The 23,363-nt window shown below is 67.7% G+C and carries 25 protein-coding genes and 2 pseudogenes; 17 read left to right on the top strand and 10 right to left on the bottom strand.

Annotation, left to right across the window (positions count from 1 at the left end; all coding sequences use genetic code 11):
* Positions 1–61: 61 nt before the first annotated feature.
* The 5 genes from pyrE to QE379_RS00765 all read left to right on the top strand — a co-directional run bounded on the left by pyrE (position 62) and on the right by QE379_RS00765 (position 3,962).
* Complete coding sequence (pyrE, locus tag QE379_RS00785) at positions 62–646, top strand: orotate phosphoribosyltransferase (protein WP_306996907.1); 585 nt, start codon at positions 62–64, stop codon at positions 644–646.
* The gene (locus QE379_RS00780) at positions 643–1,371 is read left to right on the top strand and encodes a pyridoxine 5'-phosphate synthase (RefSeq protein ID WP_306996905.1); all 729 of its coding nucleotides are present in this window, start codon (positions 643–645) and stop codon (positions 1,369–1,371) included. Before pyrE ends, QE379_RS00780 begins: the two co-directional genes overlap by 4 nt.
* Positions 1,372–1,504: 133 nt before the next feature.
* Entirely contained in the window at positions 1,505–1,915 is a 411-nt protein-coding gene (gene acpS / locus QE379_RS00775) for a holo-ACP synthase (RefSeq protein WP_306996903.1), read from the top strand.
* Positions 1,912–2,880 (top strand): signal peptidase I, encoded by a 969-nt coding sequence (gene lepB, locus QE379_RS00770; RefSeq protein ID WP_306996901.1) that lies wholly within the window; start codon positions 1,912–1,914, stop codon positions 2,878–2,880. The genes acpS and lepB overlap by 4 nt, the downstream gene beginning before the upstream one ends.
* Complete coding sequence (locus QE379_RS00765) at positions 2,877–3,962, top strand: AI-2E family transporter (RefSeq protein WP_306996899.1); 1,086 nt, start codon at positions 2,877–2,879, stop codon at positions 3,960–3,962. The genes lepB and QE379_RS00765 overlap by 4 nt, the downstream gene beginning before the upstream one ends.
* Here the strand turns inward: QE379_RS00765 and QE379_RS00760 are convergent.
* Positions 3,891–5,039 carry a glycosyltransferase gene (locus tag QE379_RS00760; RefSeq protein WP_306996896.1) on the bottom strand — a complete coding sequence of 383 codons (1,149 nt, stop codon included), beginning with the start codon at positions 5,037–5,039 and terminating at the stop codon, positions 3,891–3,893. The genes QE379_RS00765 and QE379_RS00760 overlap by 72 nt on opposite strands.
* 213 nt (positions 5,040–5,252) lie before the next feature.
* Here QE379_RS00760 and QE379_RS00755 point away from each other — a divergent pair, with 213 nt between their 5' ends.
* From QE379_RS00755 to QE379_RS00745, 3 genes are read left to right on the top strand one after another with little or no spacing between them, the layout of a single operon-like run.
* Positions 5,253–6,200, top strand: coding sequence for a hypothetical protein (locus tag QE379_RS00755; RefSeq protein ID WP_267434900.1), 948 nt, complete (start codon positions 5,253–5,255; stop codon positions 6,198–6,200).
* Positions 6,197–6,721, top strand: a complete 525-nt coding sequence (locus tag QE379_RS00750; protein WP_306996892.1) for a DUF2141 domain-containing protein — start codon at positions 6,197–6,199, stop codon at positions 6,719–6,721. Before QE379_RS00755 ends, QE379_RS00750 begins: the two co-directional genes overlap by 4 nt.
* A 10-nt stretch (positions 6,722–6,731) precedes the next feature.
* Entirely contained in the window at positions 6,732–7,916 is a 1,185-nt protein-coding gene (locus QE379_RS00745) for a glycosyltransferase (RefSeq protein ID WP_306996891.1), read from the top strand.
* A 106-nt stretch (positions 7,917–8,022) separates the two neighbouring features.
* Here the strand turns inward: QE379_RS00745 and QE379_RS00740 are convergent.
* The 3 genes and pseudogenes from QE379_RS00740 to ubiG form a co-directional block, all read right to left on the bottom strand.
* A pseudogene (locus tag QE379_RS00740) lies at positions 8,023–8,761 on the bottom strand (DUF2334 domain-containing protein).
* A complete protein-coding gene (locus QE379_RS00735; RefSeq protein ID WP_306996889.1) occupies positions 8,758–10,116 on the bottom strand; it encodes a hypothetical protein in 1,359 nt (452 codons plus the stop codon). The pseudogene QE379_RS00740 and the gene QE379_RS00735 overlap by 4 nt, the downstream one beginning before the upstream one ends.
* Positions 10,117–10,338: 222 nt before the next feature.
* Positions 10,339–11,076 (bottom strand): bifunctional 2-polyprenyl-6-hydroxyphenol methylase/3-demethylubiquinol 3-O-methyltransferase UbiG, encoded by a 738-nt coding sequence (ubiG, locus tag QE379_RS00730; RefSeq protein WP_306996887.1) that lies wholly within the window; start codon positions 11,074–11,076, stop codon positions 10,339–10,341.
* 54 nt (positions 11,077–11,130) lie between these two features.
* Here ubiG and QE379_RS00725 point away from each other — a divergent pair, with 54 nt between their 5' ends.
* The 3 genes from QE379_RS00725 to QE379_RS00715 all read left to right on the top strand — a co-directional run bounded on the left by QE379_RS00725 (position 11,131) and on the right by QE379_RS00715 (position 14,755).
* The gene (locus QE379_RS00725) at positions 11,131–12,381 is read left to right on the top strand and encodes an aspartate kinase (RefSeq protein WP_306996885.1); all 1,251 of its coding nucleotides are present in this window, start codon (positions 11,131–11,133) and stop codon (positions 12,379–12,381) included.
* 300 nt (positions 12,382–12,681) lie between these two features.
* Positions 12,682–13,716: a nitronate monooxygenase family protein gene (locus tag QE379_RS00720; protein ID WP_306996883.1), complete on the top strand. Its 1,035-nt coding sequence runs from the start codon at positions 12,682–12,684 to the stop codon at positions 13,714–13,716.
* Positions 13,717–13,957: 241 nt separating this feature from the next.
* The gene (locus tag QE379_RS00715) at positions 13,958–14,755 is read left to right on the top strand and encodes a hypothetical protein (RefSeq protein WP_306996881.1); all 798 of its coding nucleotides are present in this window, start codon (positions 13,958–13,960) and stop codon (positions 14,753–14,755) included.
* Between the two features lie 6 nt (positions 14,756–14,761).
* On the opposite strand, the gene QE379_RS00710 is transcribed toward QE379_RS00715, so the two are convergent.
* Both QE379_RS00710 and QE379_RS00705 read right to left on the bottom strand, forming a co-directional pair.
* Positions 14,762–14,968 (bottom strand): helix-turn-helix transcriptional regulator, encoded by a 207-nt coding sequence (locus QE379_RS00710; RefSeq protein WP_306996879.1) that lies wholly within the window; start codon positions 14,966–14,968, stop codon positions 14,762–14,764.
* Positions 14,965–15,387, bottom strand: coding sequence for a hypothetical protein (locus QE379_RS00705; RefSeq protein ID WP_306996877.1), 423 nt, complete (start codon positions 15,385–15,387; stop codon positions 14,965–14,967). The genes QE379_RS00710 and QE379_RS00705 overlap by 4 nt, the downstream gene beginning before the upstream one ends.
* 98 nt (positions 15,388–15,485) lie before the next feature.
* On the opposite strand from QE379_RS00705, the gene QE379_RS00700 reads away from it, so the two are divergent.
* From QE379_RS00700 to pal, 6 genes are read left to right on the top strand one after another with little or no spacing between them, the layout of a single operon-like run.
* Positions 15,486–15,956 carry a YbgC/FadM family acyl-CoA thioesterase gene (locus QE379_RS00700; protein WP_306996875.1) on the top strand — a complete coding sequence of 157 codons (471 nt, stop codon included), beginning with the start codon at positions 15,486–15,488 and terminating at the stop codon, positions 15,954–15,956.
* A complete protein-coding gene (gene tolQ, locus QE379_RS00695; protein WP_306996873.1) occupies positions 15,953–16,645 on the top strand; it encodes a protein TolQ in 693 nt (230 codons plus the stop codon). Before QE379_RS00700 ends, tolQ begins: the two co-directional genes overlap by 4 nt.
* A gap of 13 nt (positions 16,646–16,658) precedes the next feature.
* Positions 16,659–17,117, top strand: coding sequence for a protein TolR (gene tolR, locus QE379_RS00690; RefSeq protein ID WP_306996871.1), 459 nt, complete (start codon positions 16,659–16,661; stop codon positions 17,115–17,117).
* Positions 17,117–18,127: a cell envelope biogenesis protein TolA gene (locus tag QE379_RS00685; RefSeq protein ID WP_306996868.1), complete on the top strand. Its 1,011-nt coding sequence runs from the start codon at positions 17,117–17,119 to the stop codon at positions 18,125–18,127. Before tolR ends, QE379_RS00685 begins: the two co-directional genes overlap by 1 nt.
* An 11-nt stretch (positions 18,128–18,138) precedes the next feature.
* On the top strand, positions 18,139–19,548 hold the full coding sequence (gene tolB, locus QE379_RS00680) for a Tol-Pal system beta propeller repeat protein TolB (RefSeq protein WP_306996867.1): 1,410 nt from the start codon (positions 18,139–18,141) through the stop codon (positions 19,546–19,548).
* Between the two features lie 56 nt (positions 19,549–19,604).
* Entirely contained in the window at positions 19,605–20,129 is a 525-nt protein-coding gene (gene pal / locus QE379_RS00675) for a peptidoglycan-associated lipoprotein Pal (RefSeq protein WP_267435995.1), read from the top strand.
* Between the two features lie 171 nt (positions 20,130–20,300).
* On the opposite strand, the gene QE379_RS00670 is transcribed toward pal, so the two are convergent.
* From QE379_RS00670 to QE379_RS00655, 4 genes and pseudogenes are all read right to left on the bottom strand, one after another.
* Entirely contained in the window at positions 20,301–21,173 is an 873-nt protein-coding gene (locus QE379_RS00670; protein WP_306996864.1) for a S1/P1 nuclease, read from the bottom strand.
* Positions 21,174–21,184: 11 nt separating this feature from the next.
* Positions 21,185–22,111, bottom strand: coding sequence for an isoaspartyl peptidase/L-asparaginase family protein (locus QE379_RS00665; RefSeq protein WP_306996862.1), 927 nt, complete (start codon positions 22,109–22,111; stop codon positions 21,185–21,187).
* A gap of 45 nt (positions 22,112–22,156) precedes the next feature.
* The gene (locus QE379_RS00660) at positions 22,157–22,837 is read right to left on the bottom strand and encodes an acyltransferase family protein (protein WP_306996860.1); all 681 of its coding nucleotides are present in this window, start codon (positions 22,835–22,837) and stop codon (positions 22,157–22,159) included.
* Between the two features lie 58 nt (positions 22,838–22,895).
* A pseudogene (locus QE379_RS00655) lies at positions 22,896–23,261 on the bottom strand (acyltransferase); the annotation flags it as partial.
* Between the last annotated feature and the right edge of the window lie 102 nt (positions 23,262–23,363).

Here is a 23,363-nt window from a genome sequence, read left to right as displayed (position 1 = left end):
TGCATGGGGGCGGGGGCGATCCTATGAGGCCGGGTCATCTGACCGATGCCGGAGTTGCCCCATGACCGATGAAGACGTCCTAGCCGAGTTCCGCGCCGCAGAGGCGCTGCTCGAAGGGCATTTCATCCTCTCCTCCGGCTTGCGCAGCCCGCGCTATCTGCAATGCGCGCGCGTGCTGATGGACCCGGCCCGCGCCGCCCGGCTGTGCGAGGCGGTCGCCGCGAAAATTCCGGCGGAGATCCGGGAGCAGATCAGCGCGGTCGTCGCCCCCGCCATGGGCGGCGTGATCGTCGGCCACGAGATGGCGCGCGCGCTGGGCGTGCCGGGCATGTTCCTGGAGCGGCCCGAGGGAGTTTTCCACCTGCGTCGCGGCTTCCGGCTGGATGCGGGGCAGAAGGTGCTGATGATGGAAGACGTGGTCACCACCGGCCTGTCCAGCCGCGAGGCGATCGCCGCCATCGCGCGCGAAGGGGGAGAGACGATCGCGGCGGCTTCGCTGGTCGATCGCTCGAACGGCAAGGCCGATCTGGGTGTGCCGTTCTTCCCGCTGATCCGACTCGACGTGCCCAGCTACAGCCCGGACGATCTGCCCCCCGAACTGGCGGCTACGCCTGCGATCAAGCCGGGGAGCCGCGCGGCGGCATGACCGAGCATCTGCGCCTGGGCGTCAATATCGACCATGTCGCGACCGTGCGGAACGCGCGCGGGGCGGGCTATCCCGATCCGGTCAAGGCGGCGCTGATCGCGGCCGAGGCCGGGGCGGACGGGATCACTGCGCATCTGCGCGAGGACCGGCGGCACATCACCGATGACGATATCGCGCGGCTGTCGGCGGAACTGACCGTGCCGCTCAACCTGGAAATGGCGGCGACGGAGGAGATGCTCGTCATCGCGCTGAAGCACGGCCCCCACGCCGCCTGCATCGTTCCCGAAAAGCGCGAGGAGCGGACGACCGAGGGCGGACTCGACGCCGCCGGGCAGCGCGAATGGCTGGCTCCCATGGTGGCGAAGCTGGGCGAGGCGGGCATCCGCGTCTCGCTGTTCATCGAACCCGATCCGCGCCAGATCGAGGCGGCGTTGAACCTGCGCGTGCCGGTCGTCGAACTGCACACCGGTCGCTATGCCGAACGGGATGGCGAGGCGCGCACCGAGGAACTGCGCCGCTTGTCGGACGCGGCGGCGCTGGCGGCGAAGAACGGGATCGAGGTTCATGCGGGCCACGGCCTGACCTATGACAATGTCGCCCCCATCGCGGCGATCCCGCAGGTGCGTGAACTGAACATCGGCCATTTCCTGATCGCCGATGCGGTGTTCGTCGGTTTGCCGGAAGTCGTGCGCAAGATGCGCGCCGCGATGGACCTGGCGCGGTGAATCCTCCCCGGCACGGGGAGGGGGACCGCCGCGAAGCGGGGGTGGAGGGGGATCGCCCCAAGGGATTCGCGCGGTGGAGCCCCCCCTCCACCAGCCTGCGGCTGGTCCCCCTCCCCGTACCGGGGAGGATAGCATGATCATCGGTCTCGGCTCGGACCTCTGCAATATCGAGCGGATCCAGGCCGCGCTCGACCGGCATGGCGGCCGGTTCGAGGCGCGTTGCTTCACCGAGGTGGAACAGGCCAAGGCCGCCAGACGCCCCTTCACCCGCGCGGGCACCTATGCCAAGCGCTTCGCCGCCAAGGAGGCCTTTTCGAAGGCGGTCGGCACCGGCTTCGCCCACGGCGTCTTCATGCGCGATATCGGGGTGATCAACCTGCCCGGCGGCGCGCCGACCTTGTCTTTGACGGGCGGCGCGCGGGAACGGCTTGACGCGATGACCCCGGCGGGCCACGTCGCCTATATTCACTTGACCATGACCGACGATCACCCCTGGGCCCAGGCCTTTGTCGTGATCGAGGCGAGACCGGAAGTTTCCGCATGAAGGACGCGGTGTTGGACACGAACCAGGGCACGCCCGCGGATCAACCGGCGGTCAAGCCGTCGGATGCCACGCCGCCCGCCAGGAAAAAGGGCACCGACTGGTGGGCCGAGGTCAAGGGGCTGTTCTGGCTGCTCCTGATCGTACTCGGCTTTCACAGCTTCCTCGCCAAGCCCTTCTACATCCCGTCCGAATCGATGCTGCCGGGGTTGCAGGTCGGGGACCGGCTGGTCGTCAGCAAGTTCGCTTATGGCTGGTCCTATGTCTCGCCGACCATTCCGAACCCGATCGCGATCTTCAAGTCGCTGGTCCTTCGCCAGCCGACCGATAGCTGGAGCGCGCAGCTACCCTTCATCCATGGCCGCCTGTTCGGCTCGCTGCCGACGCGCGGCGATGTGGTGATCGTGACGCCGCCGGGCACGCATAACGACTATATCAAGCGGGTGATCGGCCTGCCCGGCGACCGGCTGGAGGTGCGCGACGGCACCGTCATCCTGAACGGCAAGCCGGTCGAGCGCGGGCCGCTCCATTATGTCGACATTCCGGTCGACACCAACAGCCCCTGCAAGGCCTCCGACTATGGCGAGGAAGCCAAGGTGCGGTTGCCGAGCGGCCAGTGGGTCTGCCACCTGCCGATCGTGACCGAGACGCTGCCCAACAACCGCCGTTACGACACGGTCGAACTGGGATGGAGTCCCGGTGATAATTACGGGCCGATCACCATCCCCGCCGACCATGTCTTCCTGATGGGCGACAATCGCGACCGTTCGGCCGACAGCCGCTTCTCGCTGGCCGAATTGGGGCTGGGCGGGCCGGTGCCCTATGAGAATATCGGCGGGCGGGCCGAGTTCGTGACCTTCAGCCTGGACGGCGACGCGACGCTCAATCCGTTGACCTGGTGGGGTTCGCTCCGCTCGGGCCGGGCGGGCAGCTCGCTCCATCCGACCACGGTGAATCCCGGATCATGAGCGATCCCGTCCCGCTGACGAAAGACCCCGCGCCGATCGAGTTTCGCGAGGGCTTCGTCCGGCGGGAACTGATGCGCGCGGCGATCTGGCTGGGCCTGATCGCGGCGATGGCGGTGACGGTGCTGCTGGTCCAGCCGCTGCTGGTGATCTTCGCCGGGCTGGTCTTCGCGACGCTGCTCGACGGTGGTGTCCGGCTGCTCGGCCGGGTGCTGCCGATCGGGCGCGGCTGGCGGCTGTCGATCGTCGTGCTGGCGGTGACGGCGTTCCTGCTCGGCACCTTCTACCTCACCGGGGTCGAGGTCGTGCAGCAGGTGACCCAGCTTCGCTCCACGCTGGAGACGCAGGCGGGGCGCGTGGCCGGCTGGCTGGCGTCGCAGGGGTTGATGCCCGGCACCTCGGACATCAACGGCCTGCTCAAACAGTCGCTGGGATCGATCGGGCGGCTCACCTCCTGGGTCGGCACGGCAGTCGGCGCGGTGACGAGCATGTTCATGATGCTGATCATCGGCCTGTTCCTGGCGATGGACCCGGATGGCTATGCGCGCGGGTTGCAATGGGTGGTGCCGCGCGCCGCGCGCGCCGAATTCGCGATCACCCAGGCACGGGTAATGGGCACGCTTCGCAAGCTGCTCGCCGGACGGCTGCTCGGCATGGCGTTCGAGGGGGTGCTGACCGGCATCGCGCTGATGATCGGGGGCGTGCCGATGGCGCTGCTGCTCGGCATCATCGCGGGGATATTGGCGTTCATCCCCAATATCGGGGCGATCATCACCGGCGCGCTGATGGTCGCGGTCGGCTTTTCGGCGGGCACCGATGCGGGCTTCTGGGCGATCGGCACCTATCTGGTCGTGCAGACCTTCGACGGCTATGTCGTGGTGCCGATGGTCGCCAAGCGCACCGTCGACCTGCCCCCGGCGCTGACCCTGTCGACCCAGATCATGGCGAGCGCGCTGTTCGGCATTCTCGGGCTGGCGCTGGCCGACCCGATGACCGCGATGATCAAGTCCGCGCTACAGCGCCGGTCGGAGCGCGAGGCGGCGCGCGACGGCGACAGCGCGCGCGCCGAATCCGACATCGCCTGACGCCAGCGCGTCGCGTCGCTGCCGGGCGGTGACGATCGAGTCGAACAGCGCCAGATAGCGCTCCGCCGAGTCCTGCCCCGGTTCCGGCACCGGATCGGGGCGGGGCGCGACCGGGTTCAGCCAGTGCCGCAACCCCGCGACCAGCGCACCCAGATCCTCACGCGGGACGATGGTGCCCAGCGAGGGATCGGTGACGATCTCGTGCACCGCGGGACTCGAATCGGTGGTGACGACCGGCGTGCCCACCGCCAGCGCCTCGCGCAGCACGCCCGGCACGCCTTCATAATCGGACGGCAGCGCCAGTACCGGCGCGGCGGCCATGGCGGCGCTCGGATTGGCGACATGGCCGGGCAGCGAGACGCGATGTTCCAGCCCCAGCACCGCGATCTGCGCGGTCAGCGCGGGCCGCAGGCTGCCCTCGCCCAATATGGTCAGCCCGACATCCTCGGGCAGATGGGTCAGCGCGGTGATCAGCCGGTCCCAGCGCTTCTGCGGCTCCAGCCGTCCGACCCCCAAGATCCGCCGACCGGGCGGCAGGATCGTGTCGGGGCCGCTGGCGGGAAGGGCGGAGGGTGGGTTCGGGATAACCGCGACCGACAGCCCGGTCGCCTCTCGCGCCGCCCGCGCGGTGGCGGGGGTCATCGCCACCAGCGAGTCCAGGAACAGCCGGTGCCGGGCCAGCCATTGCCGCTGGCCCCAGGCGACGATCGGATGATGATCGCCCCGGTCGACCGCGTTGGACATCTTGCCGACGATCGGCGGGCACGCCCCCGCCAGCCGCAGCCGCGCCCAGGCCGCCATGCTGGTATAATGATTGCCGGGACAGAAGATGATGTCGGGCCGCATCCGGTCGATCATCGCGGGCAGGGTGGTGCACAGCCCGGTATAGCGCTGGTGCCCCAGCGTCACTATCTCCACCCCCGACGGCACGCCGTGCTGGAACCGGCCGCTTTCCTCGCCCAGCACCAGGGTCACCCGCCGACCCTGCCGGGTCCAGCCCTGGAGCATGCGCGCCAGTGCGGCTTCCACGCCGCCACGCATCGCCAGCGCATAGGTCAGGATGTGATCGGCTGGCATGGGCTCCGGTAACGGATGAGGAGGGGATCGGGTGCCGGAGGTACGCGCAGCTTGTCGCGTAAATATGTCAATTCCAGCCCTAAGGTGGACACAATCGCCCCCCAAAGGTGAATTCTTATTCAGGTGCGAGAAAGCAGTGTTGAGGTTAGCGGGCGCCACCGGCGAACGCCGCCGAGGAATCTCCCTAACGTGCAGAATGAACGAGATGATCCCATGACCCCGCAACAGGCCGTGCCTGTCGGACCCCCGGCCGCAACCGGTGCCCCGGTGGCGCGCGACATCGCCGCGCTGGAGCCGTTGAAGACCGTGAAGCGGCGCTGGCCCGCCATCATCGGCGCGGTCCTGACCATCGCGATGGTGGTCGGGTTGGGGCAGGAACTGCTCGGGCGCGGGCTGGTGGGGCTCAGCCATTCGGTGCCGACCAACCCGCTCTTCTATGTCGTGTTCGTCGGGCTCTACATGGCGTTGCCGATCGGCGACTATATCATCTTCCGCCGTCTCTGGGGTATTCCGATCAGCGGCCTGGCCGCGCTGATCCGCAAGCGGATCGCCAACGAGGTCGCCTTCAGCTATTCGGGCGAGGCCTATTTCTACGCCTGGGCGCGGGCCCATGCGAAGATGGTCGCGGCGCCGTTCGGCGCGGTCAAGGATGTCGGCATCCTGTCGGCGATCGCGGGCAATGCGATCACCCTGTTGATGATCGGCCTGGCCCTGCCGGTCGGTCGCGAACTGCTGACGCCCGAGCAGTTGCGGCTGGTCTGGGGATCGATCGCGATCGTCATGGCGACCTCGCTGCCCTTCCTGATCTTCTCGCGGCGGGTCTTCTCGCTCGACCGCAAGACGCTGTGGTGGATCTTCACGGTTCACTGCGTGCGGCTGATCGCCAATTCGCTGCTGGTCGCGCTGGCCTGGCATTACGGGATGCCGAGCGTGTCGCTGGGCATGTGGCTGTTCCTGTCGGCGGCGCGGCTGCTCGTGTCGCGCCTGCCGCTCGTGCCCAACAAGGACCTTCTTTTCGCCAATTTCGCGATCCTGTTGATCGGGCAGGATCAGGAATTGAGCGAGCTGATCGCGTTCACCGCGGCACTGACCCTGTTGGTCCATGTCGTGCTGATCGCGGGCTTTGGTCTGACGGCATTGGTTCGGAAGGTACGCGCATGATTCGCGTGATGAAGATGGTGGCGGTGGCGGCGATCGGGCTGGCGGCGATGCCGCAGGTGGCGAGCGCGCAGATCCTGGGCAGCGATGCGGCGGCCTGCACCAATGGCGGCCCCGCCATCCTGGCGCGGATCGAGGGGCTGAAGGATCGCAAGGGCAATCTGAAGCTCGAACTCTATCCCGCGAACGATGAGGATTTCCTGGCCGATGACAGCGTGCTGGAGCGGGCGGGCAAGACCTTTCGCCGGGTGTCGGTGCCCACCCCGGCCGGGGGTGGCGCGATCGCCCTGTGCATCCGCGTGCCGCGCCCCGGCCGCTATGCACTGCTCTTCACCCATGACCGCGACGGCAAGAACAAGTTCAACTTCTGGAGCGACGGGGCGGGCTTTCCCGCCAATACCAAGCTGGGCCGCCGCAAGCCGCCGCTCGCCTCCGCGCTGATCGACGTGCCCAACGGTGTGGCGACGACCACCATTCGCGCGCAATATCTGCGCGGGCTGGGTGGTTTCGGCCCGGTAGAGTAAGGGGACGACGATGCGTATCGTCGACGTCAACGAATTCTACTCGCCCACCGGCGGAGGCGTGCGGACCTATATCGACCGCAAGATGGCGATCCTGGCCGAGATGGGCCATGAACTGATCGTCCTGGCCCCCGGCACCGAGGATGTGGTCGAGGAGCGTCCGGGCGGCGGCAAGATCATCTATATCAAGGCGCCGCGCCTGATCCTGGACACCAATTACGGGATGTTCTGGGACGGCGCGCCCGTCTGCCGCCTGCTCGACGAACTGGACCCCGATATCGTCGAGGTGTCTTCGCCTGCCAAGCCCGCCTGGTTCGTCGCCAGTTGGCAGGGGCGCGCGAAGAAGGTCTTCTTCATGCACAACGACAATGTCGGCACCTATCCGGTTCGCTGGCTGGACGGCATCGTCGCGCAGGAGCGGGTGGAGGACTGGTTTAGCTGGTACAGCCGCTACATGAACCGCTTCCTCGACCATTATGACCTGGTGCTGTCCAACGGACCGGCGCTGGTCAAGCGGCTGGGCAAGCGCGGCGTGCGGGTGGATGAGGGCATTCCGCTGGGCATCGAACGGCATTTCTTCTCGCCCGACCACCGCGACGACCGTTTGCGTGCGGCGTTGCTGGCCCAGTGTGCGCTGCCCGAAGACGCCCATCTGCTGCTCGGCCTGGGGCGGCATCACCCCGAAAAGCGCTGGCCGATGGTCATCGATGCGGTCGAGCGCGTGGCCTCGACCCGGCCGATCGGGCTGATCCTGATCGGCGGCGGCGTCGCCAGCCGGACGCTGGAAAAGCGGATCGCGGGCAGCCCGCATATCCGCCTGTTCCGCCCGGTCTATGACCGCCCGCGCCTCGCCCGGATCATGGCGAGCTGCGACGCGCTGGTGCATGGCTGCGAGACCGAGACGTTCGGACTGGTCGCGTCGGAGGCGTTGGCCTCGGGCCTGCCGCTGGTGGTGCCCGATTATGGCGGATGCGCCGAGGTGGCCAATCCGCTGTTCGCCGAGACCTTCCGCGCGCGCGACGGCGCAGCCTGTGCCGAGGCGATCGAGCGGCTGCTGTCACGTGATCCGCGTGTCCTGCGCAACGCGGCGCGAGTCGCGGCGGGCAAGGTGTTCAGCGACCGCGACCATGCCGAGGCGCTGATCGCGCGCTATCAGCGGCTGCTCGATGGGGAAGCGGGCGAGCGGGTGGCCGCCTGAGTCCCCACCTTCGTTTAGCCTGAGCGACGTCGAAGGCCACGGGATTCCCTATCGGCCAGCGCATGGCGTGCGCTTCGACTTCGCTCAGCGCAAACGGATGTGGGGGTCAGGCGGCCAGCAAATCCGCATAGCGAGACGGTGTGTGCGTCCGCGCCAGCCGCGAATAGGTCTTGTCGATGCTGTCGAGCAGCGCGGGCACGCCATTGTCGCCCGGATGCACCGCGACCCGCGCCACAGAGGTCGGGCGCAGGCCATGGCGCAGGACGGCGGCGGCGGCGAGCGAGCTCAACTGCCGCCCGCGCGACCGACTCGCCCAGGTGACGACCGGCCCCCGCGCGACGACCTTGCCGTCGGTCGGTGTCCAGACGCGGAAATGATCCTCCGCGCAGCGCGAATCCGGCATCGCCCAGCGCCAGGCGCGCCTCGTCCGAATAGAGCCAGGCCGGCGCGATGAAGCCGGTCGCGCGGCGGCCGATGATATCCTCGATCAGCGCGGTGCCGCGTTGCATCCGGCGCAGCGCTTCGGCGCGGTCCAGTCCGACGAACTCGCCTTCGCCCGCCGTCATGTGCCTGGCCTTCAATGCGGTCTTCGAGTCGGTGTGGACCATGTCGTCCTTGTGCGACCAGCCATGGACGAACATCTCGATTCCCATGTCCGCCCAGCCGCGCAACCGCGTGGCGAAGGGCGTGCCCGGCGCGATCGGCGCGCTGTTCCAATGGTCGGGGATGACCAGCATGGCGAGGCGCGGGCCCCCCAAATGCCCCGACAGCCGGTCGAACAGCGCATCGACCGCTCCCTCGAACCGGGGGGACACGTCATGGATCGAGGCGAGAAGGCGTTTCATCGTGTGGATTTATAGACGCGGATCATCTCATTGCCCATCGGCAGTTTCGCGGTCAGCCGGTATCCATCCTCCATCGCCGTCAGCACGCGGGCATGGGCGGCGGACCGCTCGCCATTATAGGTTGGGCGCATCACGACCACGCCGGGCCGCTGGGCGAGAATGCGGGCGATCTCGGCATCCTGGTCGACGCCGGTGGCCCCGGCTTCGCGCGCCCGGCTGAGATGCGCGGGCACGATGTAGCGCGACAGGGTGCAACGCCGTGTCGCGACATAGAGCATGGTGGTGCCAGAATAGACGTACAGGCAGCCCGGCCCCTTGCCGACCGCGTCGGACAGAGCGGCGAACTCCGCGCCGTCACCGCGCTCGTGACGCAGCGATAGCAGCACGATCTGCCCCGCCAGCGCCACGGTCAGCAGCAGGGCAGGGGTGTCGCGTCGCCGCCAGTCTTCACGACCCAGCATCGCGGCGGCGGCGGTACAGGCGGGAAGCAGGATCGGCAGGCCATAATGGTCGAACCAGGGTCGGAACAGCAGCACGCCGATGATCGCCGCGCCCAGCCAGACGGCCAGCAAGGTCTTTCCGCTGTCCTCCCGCCACGTCCGCTTCAACCCCAGCACCGCCAGCGTGACGATGGGCGAGAGGATCAGCACCATCTGCCCCAGATTGCCCGCCAGTTCGGGCAAAGGATCGGGGTTGCGATGGAAGATCGACAGGAAATTGGCGTAGAGAAACGCATCCCACTGCCCGATGGCGGCATAGACTCCCGCCGCCGCCAGGGTCGGGGTCAGCGCGATGACGATAAGCGCTATGCCATAGGGAATCAGGGCCAGCGGCGATCGGCTCCGCCGCCACTCGGCACCGAGCAGCCAGAGGCCGAACACCATCCCCTCGAACACCGCCGAATATTTGATCTGGAGGACGACACCGACCAGCGCCATCGCACCAAGCCCGGGCATCCGCGAACCCCGTGCGTCCGATTCGAGGATCAGCCACGCCGCCCCGATCATCAGCAGATTGTAGAAGACCGGCGCTTGGCCCCCCTGTCCGCCAAGGACGTCGAGCCACAGGATATAGGCGATCCCCGCCGCCGTCGCGCCCGCGCCCCCGCCCAGCCGCTCGGCCATTCGGGCGATCAGCCAGCCGGTCGCGACCACGCTCGCCAGCGCCATCGCCTGATAGGCCCAGATCCCCGCCGGAAAGCCGAACGCGGCGGGCAGGGCGTAGAGCAGGAACAGCCCGATCGGCTTGCGGTCCCACACATCGACGAACGGCCAAGCCCCCTGCCACATCGCATGGCCGGTGAAGAAATAGAATTCCTCATCCACATGCACCACCGGATTGCTGAAGGTTGCCACGCGGGCGGCCAGTGCGACGGCGAAAAGGATCAGCAGGCGGTGGGCGGCAGAGCCGGTGGGGCGTATCGCCGATGGTTTTAAATGTGAGGACATAAGGGTGATCCGAACAAGCCCCTCCCCTTCAGGGGAGGGGTTGGGGTGGGGCCTTTCCACGGGCGCCGGGTTTGCGGCAGCACCCCACCCCCGGCCCCTCCCCCGAAGGGGAGGGGAGAATGAGGGACGTCAGCGAGTCGCCGTCACGAAATAATCTAGCGCGGTCGAGTCGCTGACCGTGAACCCCCTGGTCGGGGAGAAGCTGAGCCCCCGCACGTCGCGCACCGTCAGCCCCGCGTCGGTCAGCAGCGCGGTCAGTTCCTCGGGCGTCAGGAATTTCGACCAGTCATGCGTGCCCTTGGGGATCGTGCCCGTCCCCTCCGCCAGCGTAATCAGCGCCAGCTTCGACAACGGCGTCCGGTTGGGCGTCGACAGGATCATCAGCCCGCCCGGCGCCAGCGCATCGGCCAGACCGCGCACGAATCGCGCCGGATCCGCGACATGCTCGATCACCTCCAGCGAGGTGACGAGGTCGAACGTCTCGCCCGCCAGCCCATCGACGCTGCCCGCGCGGTAATGAATTTCCAGCCCCGATTGCGCGGCATGGGCGGCGGCGACCGCGACATTCTCCGGCGCGGCGTCGAGCCCCGTCACCTCCGCCCCCAGCCGGGCGAGCGGCTCGCACAACAGCCCCGCGCCGCAACCCACATCGAGCGCGCGCTTGCCCGCCAGCGGCGTGAATCCCTGTCCATCGGCATCCCAATGCAGGTCGATCTGCTCGCGAATATAGCGCAGCCGGGGCGGGTTGAGCCGATGGAGCATCGCGCTCGATCCCTTGGGGTCCCACCATTGGGCGGCCATCTTTCCGAAATGTGCGGCTTCGGCCCCGATAATGGTAGAATCGTTCAAATGGCTTGCGTTCGTCATGGGGGCTACCTATCAGGACCGCCGTTTTACCCCAAGGAGATTGGCAAAAACCGCATGGCCCGTATCGTGATGAAGTTCGGCGGCACCTCGATGGCCGGAATCGAGCGCATCCGCAACGTGGCGGCGCGGGTCAAACGCGAGGTGGAGGCGGGCCATGAGGTCGCGGTCGTCGTCTCCGCGATGGCGGGCGAGACCGACCGGCTGGTCGGTTTCTGCCGCGAGGCCTCGTCGCTTTACGATCCCCAGGAATATGACGTCGTCGTCTCGGCGGGCGAACAGATCACCAGCGGGCTGCTGGCGATCACGCTCCAGGCGATGGGCGTACCCGCGCGGTCCTGGCTGGGCTGGCAATTGCCGATCCACACCGACACCGCCTTTGCGAAGGCACGGATCGGCGAGATCGACACGACCGCGCTCGACCAGAGCCTGGCCAGCGGCGTGGTCGCGGTGATCCCGGGCTTCCAGGGCGTGGCTGAGGGCAACCGGGTCACGACGCTGGGGCGCGGCGGATCGGACACCAGCGCGGTCGCGGTCGCGGCGGCGATGAAGGCGGAGCGGTGCGACATCTATACCGATGTCGACGGCGTCTATACGACCGACCCGCGCATCGTGCCCCGCGCGCGCAAGCTGTCGAAGGTCACCTATGAAGAGATGCTGGAACTCGCCAGCGTCGGCGCCAAGGTGCTCCAGACCCGCTCGGTGGGTCTGGCGATGAAGGAACAGGTGCGGGTGCGAGTGCTCAGCTCGTTCGACGACGCACGGGACGAAGACGGACATCGCGGCACGTTGATCGTGGGCGAAGAGGAAATCGACGATATGGAACGCCAGCTCATCACCGGCATCGCGCATGACAAGAACGAAGCCAAGATCACCCTGACCGCCGTGCCGGACCGCCCCGGCGCGGTCGGATCGATCTTCGCGCCGCTGGCCGATGCGGGGATCAATGTGGACATGATCGTCCAGAATATCGCGCATTCGACCGGCTCGACCGACGTGACCTTCACCGTGCCGTCCGCCGACCTGGCGCGGAGTCTGGACGTGCTGGAAAAGGCGAGCGGCGAAATCGGCTATGCCACGTTGGTCCATGACACGCGGGTCGCCAAGATTTCGGTCGTCGGCGTGGGCATGCGCAGCCATGCGGGCGTGGCGTCGACCATGTTCCAGACGCTGGGCGCGCGCGGGATCAACATCCTTGCGATCACCACCTCGGAGATCAAGGTCAGCGTGCTGATCGAAGAGGATTATACCGAGCTGGCGGTGCGGGTCCTGCACACAGCATACGGCCTAGACGCCGAGGTGGCGTAATCTGGTTGCTCCTCTCCGGCATCGGTTCGGGGAGGGGTTTGTTTTGTTCGCGCGAAGCCGCGAAGACGCGAAGCGTATTCAAAAGATTGGTTCGCGCAGAGGCGCAGAGAGCGCAGAGGTGGCGTGTCCGGCCACACGCTCTGCTCTTCTCGACGCCCGTTAAGAAAGTTATTGCGCTGCCGCGTGCGAAACCCCTCTGCGTCCTCTGCGCCTCTGCGCGAACCCCTTCTTCTTCGCGCCATCGCGGCTTCGCGTGAACCAAATCTTGCCGTCCGGCCCTCTCCACGGCATGGAGCGCCGATGACCGACACCCTCATCACCACCGGCGAACAGCGCCTGGCCACCCGCATGGCGCGCGGGGCCGAATTCCTCGGCGCCGACATGGCGATCATGGCGGGCGCCATGTCCTGGGTGTCGGAGCGCAACCTCGTCTCCGCCATGTCCAATGCGGGCGGCTTCGGCGTGATCGCGTGCGGGGCGATGACCCCGGACCTGCTCGATACCGAAATCGCCGCGACCAGGGCGATGACCAGCCGCCCGTTCGGCGTGAACCTGATCACCATGCACCCGCAGCTGTTCGACCTGATCGCGGTGTGCGGCCGTCACCGGGTCGGCCATGTCGTGCTGGCGGGCGGCCTGCCGCCCAAGGGCGCGCTGGAGGCGATCAAGGAGACGGGGGCCAAGGTCATCTGCTTCGCGCCCGCGTTGTCGTTGGCCAAGAAGCTGATCCGCTCGGGCGTCGATGCGCTGGTGATCGAGGGGATGGAGGCGGGCGGCCATATCGGTCCCGTCTCGACCAGCGTGCTGGCGCAAGAGATGTTGCCGGAGATCGCGGAGCAGGTGCCCGTCTTCGTCGCGGGCGGCATCGGCCGTGGCGAGGCGATCGCCGCCTATCTCGACATGGGCGCGGCGGGGGTGCAGCTTGGCACCCGCTTCGTCTGCGCGACCGAATCGATCGCGCACCCCAATTTCAAGAATGCGTTCATCCGCGCCTCGGCCCGCGACGCGGTGGCGAGCGTGCAGATCGACCCGCGCCTGCCGGTCATCCCGGTCCGCGCGCTCAAGAATGCGGGCGGCGAACTCTTCACCGCCAAGCAGCGCGAAGTCGCCCAGGCGCTGGACGAGGGCAAGGTCGCGATGATGGAGGCGCAACTCCAGATCGAGCATTATTGGGCGGGGGCGCTGCGTCGCGCGGTGATCGAGGGCGATGTCGAGCATGGCTCGGTGATGGCGGGCCAGTCGGTCGGCATGGTGACGAAGGAAGAGCCGATCGCCGATATCCTGGCGCAGTTGATGGCGGAGGCCGCCGCCGCGCTGGTCGCCCGCACCACCTGATCCTCCCCGGCACGGGGAGGTGGCAGGCCGAAGGCCTGACGGAGGGGGGCTGCCTTATAGCACGTTCTTTGCGGAAAGCCCCCTCCACCACCGCTTCGCGGCGGTCCCCCTCCCCGTGCCGGGGAGGATTTCGAACCCTCGGACATACGGCTCGTTTCATCGCACGGCTTACGACGTGTTAACCTCGATTCTGCATGATATGCGCCAACGGCCGGGGGGCGGGCTTGAAGGGATCAGGGTCATGGCGAGTTTGCGTATCGTATCGGGTGTGGCGATCGGTCTGTCGCTGGCGGGATGCGCCGCGCGCGAAACCGCCAAGGTCGCCCCGCCGCCGGTGATGATCCCGGCGCCCCAGCCGCAATATGCCAAGGCACCCTTGCCGCCCGGCGCGACGCCGGGGATGCGGATTCCCGCGCTGCTGCCCGACGGCAGCTACGCCACGCCCAACCGCTCGCTGACCAGCGCGGCGACGATCTGGCACCTTCGCTCGGCGCTCAACGTCGCGGCGCTTGCCTGTCGCGGGCCGGATGAGGGGCAGATCGTCACCCGCTACAACACCATGCTGACGGTGCAGCGGATCACGCTGGCGGCGGCGGAAAAGCGCTATTCGGCGGAGTATCAGTCGCAGGGCGGCGACTGGCGCGATCGCTACGACGACGCGATGACGCGGCTCTACAATTTCTTCTCCATCACCCCGGTGCGCAAGACCTTCTGCGCCGCCGCCGATCAGGTGCTGTCGGATGTGAGCAGCGGACCGGCCAACGGTTTCGAAACCGGCGCGGCGGCGCATCTGGAAAAGCTGAACGCCCCCTTTATCGCCTTCTTCCGCGCCTATGACGCCTGGCGCGCGGGGACGATGGTCCCGGTCGAGCAGGCCGCCTCGCCACTGAGCATGGCCGCCAGCGCCAATCCGCCCGTCGCGCCGCGCTCGGCGAGCCAGCCGGTCCTGTCCAGCCAGCCGGTGCCCGCCGCCAGGCCCTATGCCCCGCCGGTCATCAATCCGCCCAGGCTGACGGTCAATCCGGCGGCCATTCAGTAAGCGGGCTCACCCCTCGATCCAGAACAGCGATTCGACCGATCGGCCCAAGGCCCGCGCCAGTTTGAGCGCGAGCAGGGTCGAGGGTTGGAAGACGCCGTTCTCGACGGTGTTGATCGTCTTGCGACTGACCCCGATCGCTTCGGCGAGGCCGCCCTGGGTCAGCCCCGCCGCCTCGCGCGCGGCCTTCAGATCGTTGGCGAGTGTCTCGTTCATCGACTGGCGCGCAGTTCCAGCGTGGCGAAGCAGATCAGCGCGGCCATGAGGCCAGCGGTGATGGTGATTCGTCCGATGGCGACGGCCTCCATGGGACGAAAGGAGGCGACGATCATCACCGCGGCAGCCGCTGCGAACATCGCCCAGAACCCGGCCGCGAAGCTCGACCGACGATGATCGCGCGTCGTTTCGTCATTCATCAGCTTCGAAACCTCACCATAACTGCGCCATCGAAACGGGAGGCCGGTCAGGTTCAGCGCGGTAAGACCGATCATGACGAACCAGGGTGCGAGCCGCGATGCGCCTTCGCTATGACCTGCGATCGCCAGCACGGCGGATGCAAGCAGCGTCGCCGCGATCAGATAGCTGAGCATGGCTCTCGTCCGACTCTTGCGTTCCGCCTTTTCCACGAGATTCATCACGGCCTCCTGTAACCTATAGGTGTCATGTAACCCGTAGGTGACAAGCGCGCAAGTGCCTTCCTTCCCCCGGACGGATGGGTTAACGGGCAGACACCATGACGGTGACGGGAGAAGACCAGCCGATCGGCGGCCGCTTCGAGGGGAATGAGCATCGCTTTGCGGTGCGCGTCTATTTCGAGGATACCGACCTGTCGGGCGTGGTCTATCACGCCAACTACCTCCGCTACATGGAGCGCGCCCGCTCGGACATGTTGCGCGTCGCCGGGATCGACCAGCGCGCCGCACATGAGGCGGGCGAGGGGGCCTATGCCGTCACTGACATCGCCATCCGCTATGCCGCCTCCGCGCGGCTCGACGACGACCTGTTCGTGACCTCGCGATTGATCGAGGTCAGTGCGGTTCGCGTCGTCATTCATCAGACAGTCAGGTGCGGCACGGTCAAGCTGACCGACGCCAGGGTTACCGTTGCCTGGGTCGGCTCGAACGGCCGCCCACGACGCCAGCCCGCCGACTGGATCGCCATCTACCAACGCCTTGTCTGGCAGGGGGACACCGAACGCCCATGAATCCCGTCTTCAACATGGATGCCGCCTCATTGTCGCCCGTCGCCTTGTTCATTCATGCGGACTGGGTGGTGAAGATCGTGATGATCGGCCTGCTGCTCGCCAGCATCTGGACCTGGACGATCATCGTCGCCTTTTCGCGCAAGCTGGCGCGGACCCGGAAGGGCATGACCCGGTTCGAGCGTGATTTCTGGAAGGCCGAGGACATCGACGCCTTTCACCGGATGGAGCAGGACAGCGAGCTTCCCTCGGCACGCGTCTTCTCGGCGGGCGTGCAGGAATGGCGGCGCTCGACGGCGGGCGGACATGTCGACCGCGACGGCACGCGCGAGCGTCTGGCGACCGCGATGGGTTCGGCGGTCGCGGGGGAGATCGACAAGCTGTCGGACCGGCTGAACGTGCTGGCGACGGTCGGATCGGTCGCGCCGTTCGTCGGGCTGTTCGGCACCGTCTGGGGCATCATGCGCAGCTTTACCGGCATCGCGCAGGCGCAGAACACCTCGCTGGCGGTCGTGGCACCCGGTATTTCGGAGGCGCTGTTCGCCACCGCGATCGGCCTGTTCGCGGCCATCCCGGCGGTGATCGCCTATAACCGGTTCAGCCACGGGGTGAACCGGGTGGAGGCGTCGCTGAACCGCTTCGCCGACGGCTTCCACACCACGCTCAGCCGCCAGCTCGACCAGGCGCGTTGAAAGGGTAAGGGCGATGGCCATGAACCTTCCCTCCCGATCCGGTCGGGGCCGCCGCACGCCGATGGCGGAGATCAACGTCACGCCGCTGGTCGACGTGATGTTGGTGCTGCTGATCATCTTCATGGTGACCGCGCCGCTGTTGACCACGGGCGTACCGGTCAACCTGCCTGACAGCCGCGCCAAGGCACTGGAGCAGGAACAGAAGCCCGAACAGATTTCGATCGACGAGCAGGGGCGGATGTTCCTGAACGAGGATGAGATCAGCGAAGCCGACCTGCCCGCCCGGCTGGACGCGATCGCGGCGCGAAAAGACCCCGATGGACAGGTGCCGCAGGTCTATCTGCGCGCCGACCGGGCGCTGGATTATGGCCGGGTGATGCGGGTGATGGGCGAACTGAACCGCGCCGGGCTGAACCGCGTGTCGCTGGTCACGGTCGAGGGCGGCGCTGGCGAGGGGGCGGGTCCCCGCTGATGGAGCGTGGTGAGCGGATCGGACTGGCCGTCGCGGTCGCAGGACATATCGTCCTGTTCGGCCTGTTGTCGGTCGGCTTTCTGGCGACGCCGAACCCCGAAAAGCTGAAGGTCACGCCGATCGACATCTCGCTGGTCAAGGATGTCGGGCTGGAGGCCGAATCGCCCACGCCTAACCAGCAGCCTGCCCAGTCGATCGCCCCGGAAGAGGGCGCGCCCGAGGACGCCGCCCCGCCCGAACCGGTCCCTGAACCGATCAGGGCCGAGCCCGAACCCCAGCCCGCGCCGCCGCCTCCGGCTCCCCAGCCGAAGCCCCAGCCCAAACCACAGCCGCAGCCGAAACCCGAACCGGCCCAGCCCCAGCCGCGCCCCGAGCCCAAGCCGCAACCGCAGCCCAAACCGGCGCAAAAGCCCCAACCGAAACCACAGCCCAAACCGCAACCGAAACCCGCGCCCGCCAAGCCCGCCCCGGCGGCGAAGCCCGCGCCCGCGGCCAGGCCCAGCCAGTCCGCGGCCAAGCCGGCGGCGACCAGGCCCGCAACGCCCGCGCGCGGCAGCGGCAACAGCGCGACGGCGACCGCCGCCAAACCGCGCGGATCGCGGCTCGGCGACAATTTCCTGAAGGGCCTCTCGCCCGATCCGTCGCCATCCAAATCGACCGCCGCCCCCGCCACCAAGATCGGCGCGCAGCAGCTCGCCAATATCGCCTCGGCGATCCTGCGGCAGGTGCAGCCCTGCGCCAACCGGCAGGTCACGCCGGGGCCGGGCGCGGAGCGGATTCGGGTGACGATGAACCTGCGGCTCAACCGCGACGGCAGCCTGGCGGGCGAACCGCGCGTGATGGGGCATAGCGGGGTCGATGGCGAGAATGAGCGCTATGTCGACCGGGTCGATGCGCTGGCGATCGCCACCTTCAAGGGCTGCTCGCCGTTGCGCGGGCTGCCGGCGGAACTTTATGACGTGCCGGGCGGCTGGAGCAACTTCACGCTGCGCTACAAACTACCGGGTTGAGGATGATGCTAATGCCCCGTTCCCTGCTGACTCTTCCACTCACGCTGGCGCTCGCCGCCAGTGCCGTCGGCGCGCAGGACGTGCCCGCGCCCGCCCCGCAGCCGCAACAGCCCGTCCCGGCGGGACAGCAGCCGGGGCTCGCGCCCGCCAATGGGCAGGAAGGGCTGGTCGTCGATGTCGAGGGCGGCATCTCCGCCCCCATGCCGATCGCGATCCCCGCCATGCCGACCAGCGCGGTGGTGCAGACGGCGGCGGGCACCACCGATGTCGTCGGCCAGCAATTGTCGCAGATCATCGCCAACGACCTGCGCAATTCGGGGCTGTTCACGCCCGTTCCGCCCGCGCAGCTTCGCACCGTGTCCTTCCCGGAAGTGACCGCGCCCGCCTTCGACTATTGGAACGGCACCGGCGCGCAGGCGCTGGTCCAGGGCTATGTCCGCGCCAATGGCGACGGGACGCTGACCGTGGGATGCTATCTGTACGACGTGCTGGCCAGGAGCGAACTGGCGCGACAGGGTTTCGTGGTCTCGCCCGGCGACTGGCGGCGCGCGGCGCATAAGTGCGCCGACAGCATCTATACCAAGCTGACCGGCGAAGGCCCCTATTTCGACAGCCGCATCACCTATGTCTCGGAGACCGGCCCCAAGGGGCGGCGGATCAAGCGGCTGGCGATCATGGACCAGGACGGCGCGAACCACCGCTTCCTGACCAACGGCCAGTCGATCGTGCTGACCCCGCGCTTCGCGCCCAATCAGCAGTCGATCGTCTATATGTCCTATGTCGACAAGCGGCCCGCCATCTATGTCTATGACATCGGATCGGGGCGACAGCGTCTGGTGGTGCAGAATGCCGCGACGACCTTCGCGCCGCGCTTCTCGCCCGATGGCCGGTGGATCCTGTTCTCGATGGCGCAGGCCGGGAATACCGATATCTACCGCGTCTCCGCGCAAGGCGGCACGCCGCAGCGGCTGACCAACGCGCCGGGTATCGACACGGGCGGCAGCTATTCGCCCGATGGCTCGAAGATCGTCTTCGAGAGTGACCGCTCGGGCGGGCAGCAGATCTATGTGATGAACGCCGACGGATCGAACCAGCAGCGGATCAGCTTTGGCGGCGGGCGCTATGCGACCCCGGTCTGGAGCCCGCGCGGCGACCTGATCGCCTTCACAAAGCTGGGCGGGGCGTTCCGCATCGGTATCATGAGCCCGTCGGGCGGCGGCGAAAAGCTGCTGACCAATAGCTGGCAGGACGAGGGGCCGAGCTGGTCCCCCAATGGCCGGGTCATCACCTTCCAGCGTTCGACCCAAGGGTCTTCGGGCAAGGCGGATGTATGGATGGTCGACCTGACCGGTGTCAACGAACGGCGGATTCCGACCCCGCTCGACGGATCGGATCCGGCCTGGGGGCCGTTGCGACCGTAAGCGTTTACGGGCATGAGTTTCGGGGGCGAAACGAACCAAAAGGGAGTGATAGTCCAGTGACCAAGATCAAGACCACGTTCGTCGTCGCCACCATGGCGCTCGCGATCGCCGGCTGCGCCAAGAAGCGGCCCGAAGTGCTGCCGCCCGCGCCGGTGGACCAGAATGCGCCGGTGGACCCCAATGCGGGCGCGAACACCAACCCGGACGGCGCGATCGTGCCCGGCTCGGACGCCGATTTCCGTCGCTCGGTGACGTCGAACACGGTGCATTTCGGGCTCGACCAATATGACATCGATCCCGAGGCGCGCGCGATCCTCGACAGCCAGGCCGCCTGGTTGCAGCGTTATCCCAATGTCCGCATCACCATCGAAGGTCATTGCGACGAGCGCGGCACCCGCGAATATAATCTCGCGCTGGGCGACCGCCGCGCCAACGCCGCCAAGAACTATCTGGCGGCGCGCGGTGTCTCGCCCGACCGGATGAACGTCATCAGCTATGGCAAGGAACGCCCGATCGCGCTGGGTTCGGACGATGCCAGCTACGCCCAAAACCGCCGCGCGGTGACGATCGTCCTGAGCTGATCCGCTTCATTCCTCCCCATCTCTGATGGGGAGGGGGACCATGTCCGAAGGACATGGTGGAGGGGCGTCGCCCGTGAGGGCGATCGGATAGGGCAGGCTGGTCCGTCCTTGCCCCTCCACCACCGCTCCGCGGTGGTCCCCCTCCCCAAGCAAAGCTTGGGGAGGAATGCGTTAGCCCCGGAACGCGCTGTCCAACAGCCTCGCCAAGCGCAACCCGCCGCGCTTCACCTGTTCGCGCTCGAGCGGGGCCATGGCACGGATCGCTTCCTCGTTCATCGTCATGTGCGCAGGCGTCGGCTGGCACGGATCGCCGCCCATCGCGGCCGCATAGGCGCGCTTGGCGATGGCCCAGTTCTCCCGGCTCCAGTCCATCACATCACCCGCCGATTCGCGTCGCCGTTCGGCCGCCGGATAGGGGCGGACCAGCTTGGGCGGCGCGGAGATCGCCCGCTCGGCGAGCAGGCCGTCCCAGATCGAATGGAGGTTCAGCCGGGGCGTCGCATAGAAGCCGTAATCGACATGGGTGTCGTTGCCGCCCTTGTCGCTCTTGTCCCCGGCATGAAGCGGCTGGTGCAGGTCACCGACGAAATGAACGAGGAAGGCCAGCGCCATCACCCGCTCCTTCGGCGCGGTGCGCTTGTCCTTCAGGATGGCAAGCTGGCGCGGAATCTGCGCCGACACGCAGTCGCCCGTGTCGCAGGCCGGGGGCAGGCGGAAGGGCTGGCAGATGTCGATATTCTGATAGTGCCAGACATAGGCATAGCCGAAGCGCGACTTGCCCTCCGCATCCTTCAGCGGCTTGACGCAATCCGGCCAGACGCTGGCCTCCTCGATCGTCCGCACGGGGCAGGTCGGCGTGTCGAGTTGACCTTGCGCGCGCAGGATCCGGCGGATCTCGGCGCGGGCGTGCGGCGTGATATTGGCCCAGGCGATGGCCGCGACGGTCTCATGCCCATATTCCCAATAGGCGGCGGCGGGGGAGGCCAGGGACAGGCTGGCGAACAGGCCCGCCAGCATCACGAGGAGGATACGCAAGTGCTTCATGGGCGTGCCTTTTATCCTTCGTCGGCGTAGATCGCCACCCGGTGTTCGCCCGCCGCCGTCGCGCGGCCGCGATACATGCCTGCGGTGGTCATGCTCCAGGCGATGGTCCCGTCGGGCGCGGCGACGATGGTGCCGCCGGTCCCGCCCAGCGCCTTCACCTCGGCCAGCACGGTGTCGGCCGCCACCTGCACGTCCTCACCGGCGAAGCGGCGGCGCGCGGCGATCTCATGGCCGACGCCGATGCGAATGAAGACCTCGCCCGAACCCGTGCACGACACTGCGCAGGCCCGGTCGTCGGCATAGGTGCCCGCACCCACCAGCGGCGAATCACCGACCCGGCCCCAGCGCTTGCCCGTCACGCCCCCGGTCGAGGTGGCGGCGGCGACATGGCCCTGCGCGTCGCAAGCGACCGCGCCGACCGTGCCATATTTCATGTCGCTGTCGAACGCGTCGGCCCCCCGCGAGAGCAGTTCGTCCAGCTGGCGGCGGCGCTCATCGGTGTGGAACCAGGCGGGGTCGACCTGTTCCAGCCCTTGTTCGACCGCAAACCGGTCCGCGCCCGATCCGGCCAGCAGGACGTGCGGGCTGGCCTCCATGACGGCCCTCGCCAGCGACACCGGATTGCGGGTGCGGGTCACGCCCGCTACCGATCCGGCGCGCCGGTCGCGCCCGTCCATGATCGCGGCGTCGAGTTCGTTGGTCCCCTCCCGCGTGAAGCAGGCGCCGCGCCCGGCATTGAAGTGCGGATCATCCTCCAGCACCCGCACCGCCGCCTCGACCGCGTCGAGCGCGGTTCCGCCGCTCGCCAGCACCGCCGACCCGGCCTTCAGCGCGGCATCGAGCCCGGCACGCGCGCCCGCATCCTGTTCGGGCGTCAGCACGTCACGGGTGATCCGGCCCGCGCCGCCATGGATGACCAGCGACCAGGAAGCGGACATGGCGGGAACTCCGATAAACCAGGGGAAAGGATGGCCGCGCCCCTATCAGATCGCGGCTTTCCTGCCATCCCCCGAGGCCGCAGGCCGACCAACGGGATGGGGCCTCAGGCCGATCAGCGGTCGCAACCAGCGCACCCTGCGCCCGATGAGGTAGAAGGCCCAGCACCCCGCCACCGTCGCCACGATCAGCACCAGCGCGTCGAGCCATAAAGGCAACCCCGCCCGCCGCAGATAGAAGGCGACCAGGATGATGATCGTCTGATGGACCAGATAGAAGGGAAAGACCGCCTCGGTCAGGGTCCGCCGCCAGGGATGATCGCGGTTCCAGAACCGCTCCGCCACGCCGATCAGCGCGACGACCGCCATCCATCCCTGCACCGCGCGCGCACCGGCAAAGACGATGCCCAGCCCCTGCGGCGCCCCCGCCAGGCCCGGCCAGCGCCATTCCAGCCCCGCCGCCACGCCATAGCTCGCCAGTGCGATCAGCCCTGCCGCCGCCCAGCCGCGCCGGAAGCTGTCGAGCACCCGCTCCGACCCCGCCATGCCGAATCCGAACAGCAAGGCGGGAAAATAGATGGCATGGGCGAGCCAGTCGTCGAACAGCCCATGCGTCTCCGACTGGCCGGGAAAGAAGCGGATATCGACCAGCAGCAGCCAGACCACCGGCAACACCGCGCCGCCCCATCCGCCCCAGCACCCGGTCGAACAGCCCTTGCGCCTTCGCACCCCAACGATGCCCGGTCGCCAGCATCGCCGCCACCGCCATGGTATAGGCCCATAGGTAACCGACGAACCACAGATGGTTCCAGGCAGGCGTCGGCACCACCCCGCCAATCGCGCGAAAACCCAGCCAGTCGCGCGTCCAGAAGGTCCAATAGGACCCGCCATAGCTGTATTTGCTCGCCAGTTCGGCCCAGATTTGCGGCGGCACCAATATGGCTACACCAAAGGCCAGCGGGACGAGCAGCCGGATGCTCCGCCCGCGCACGAAGCTGAAGATGCTCGGATGCCGCACCGCCAGCGCGCGGGTGGCATAGCCCGACACGACGAACAGCAGCATCAGTCGCCACGGATTGGTCGCCAGCATGGGGATCGCGACCCAGGGCAGCCGCGCCAGCTGGACGTGAAAGCCCCAGGGCACGAACACCATGCCGATATGATAGAGGATCAATATGGCGAAGGCCCCGACGCGCAGCCAGTCGAGTCCGTAATGACGGGGAATGGGGGCGACAGCAGTCATGGGGGGGTCATC

Source organism: Sphingomonas sp. SORGH_AS_0879 (assembly GCF_030819175.1).
GTDB lineage: Bacteria > Pseudomonadota > Alphaproteobacteria > Sphingomonadales > Sphingomonadaceae > Sphingomonas.
The sequence above is the reverse complement of the archived record's forward strand: the minus strand, read 5'-3'. Positions and strand labels throughout refer to the sequence as shown.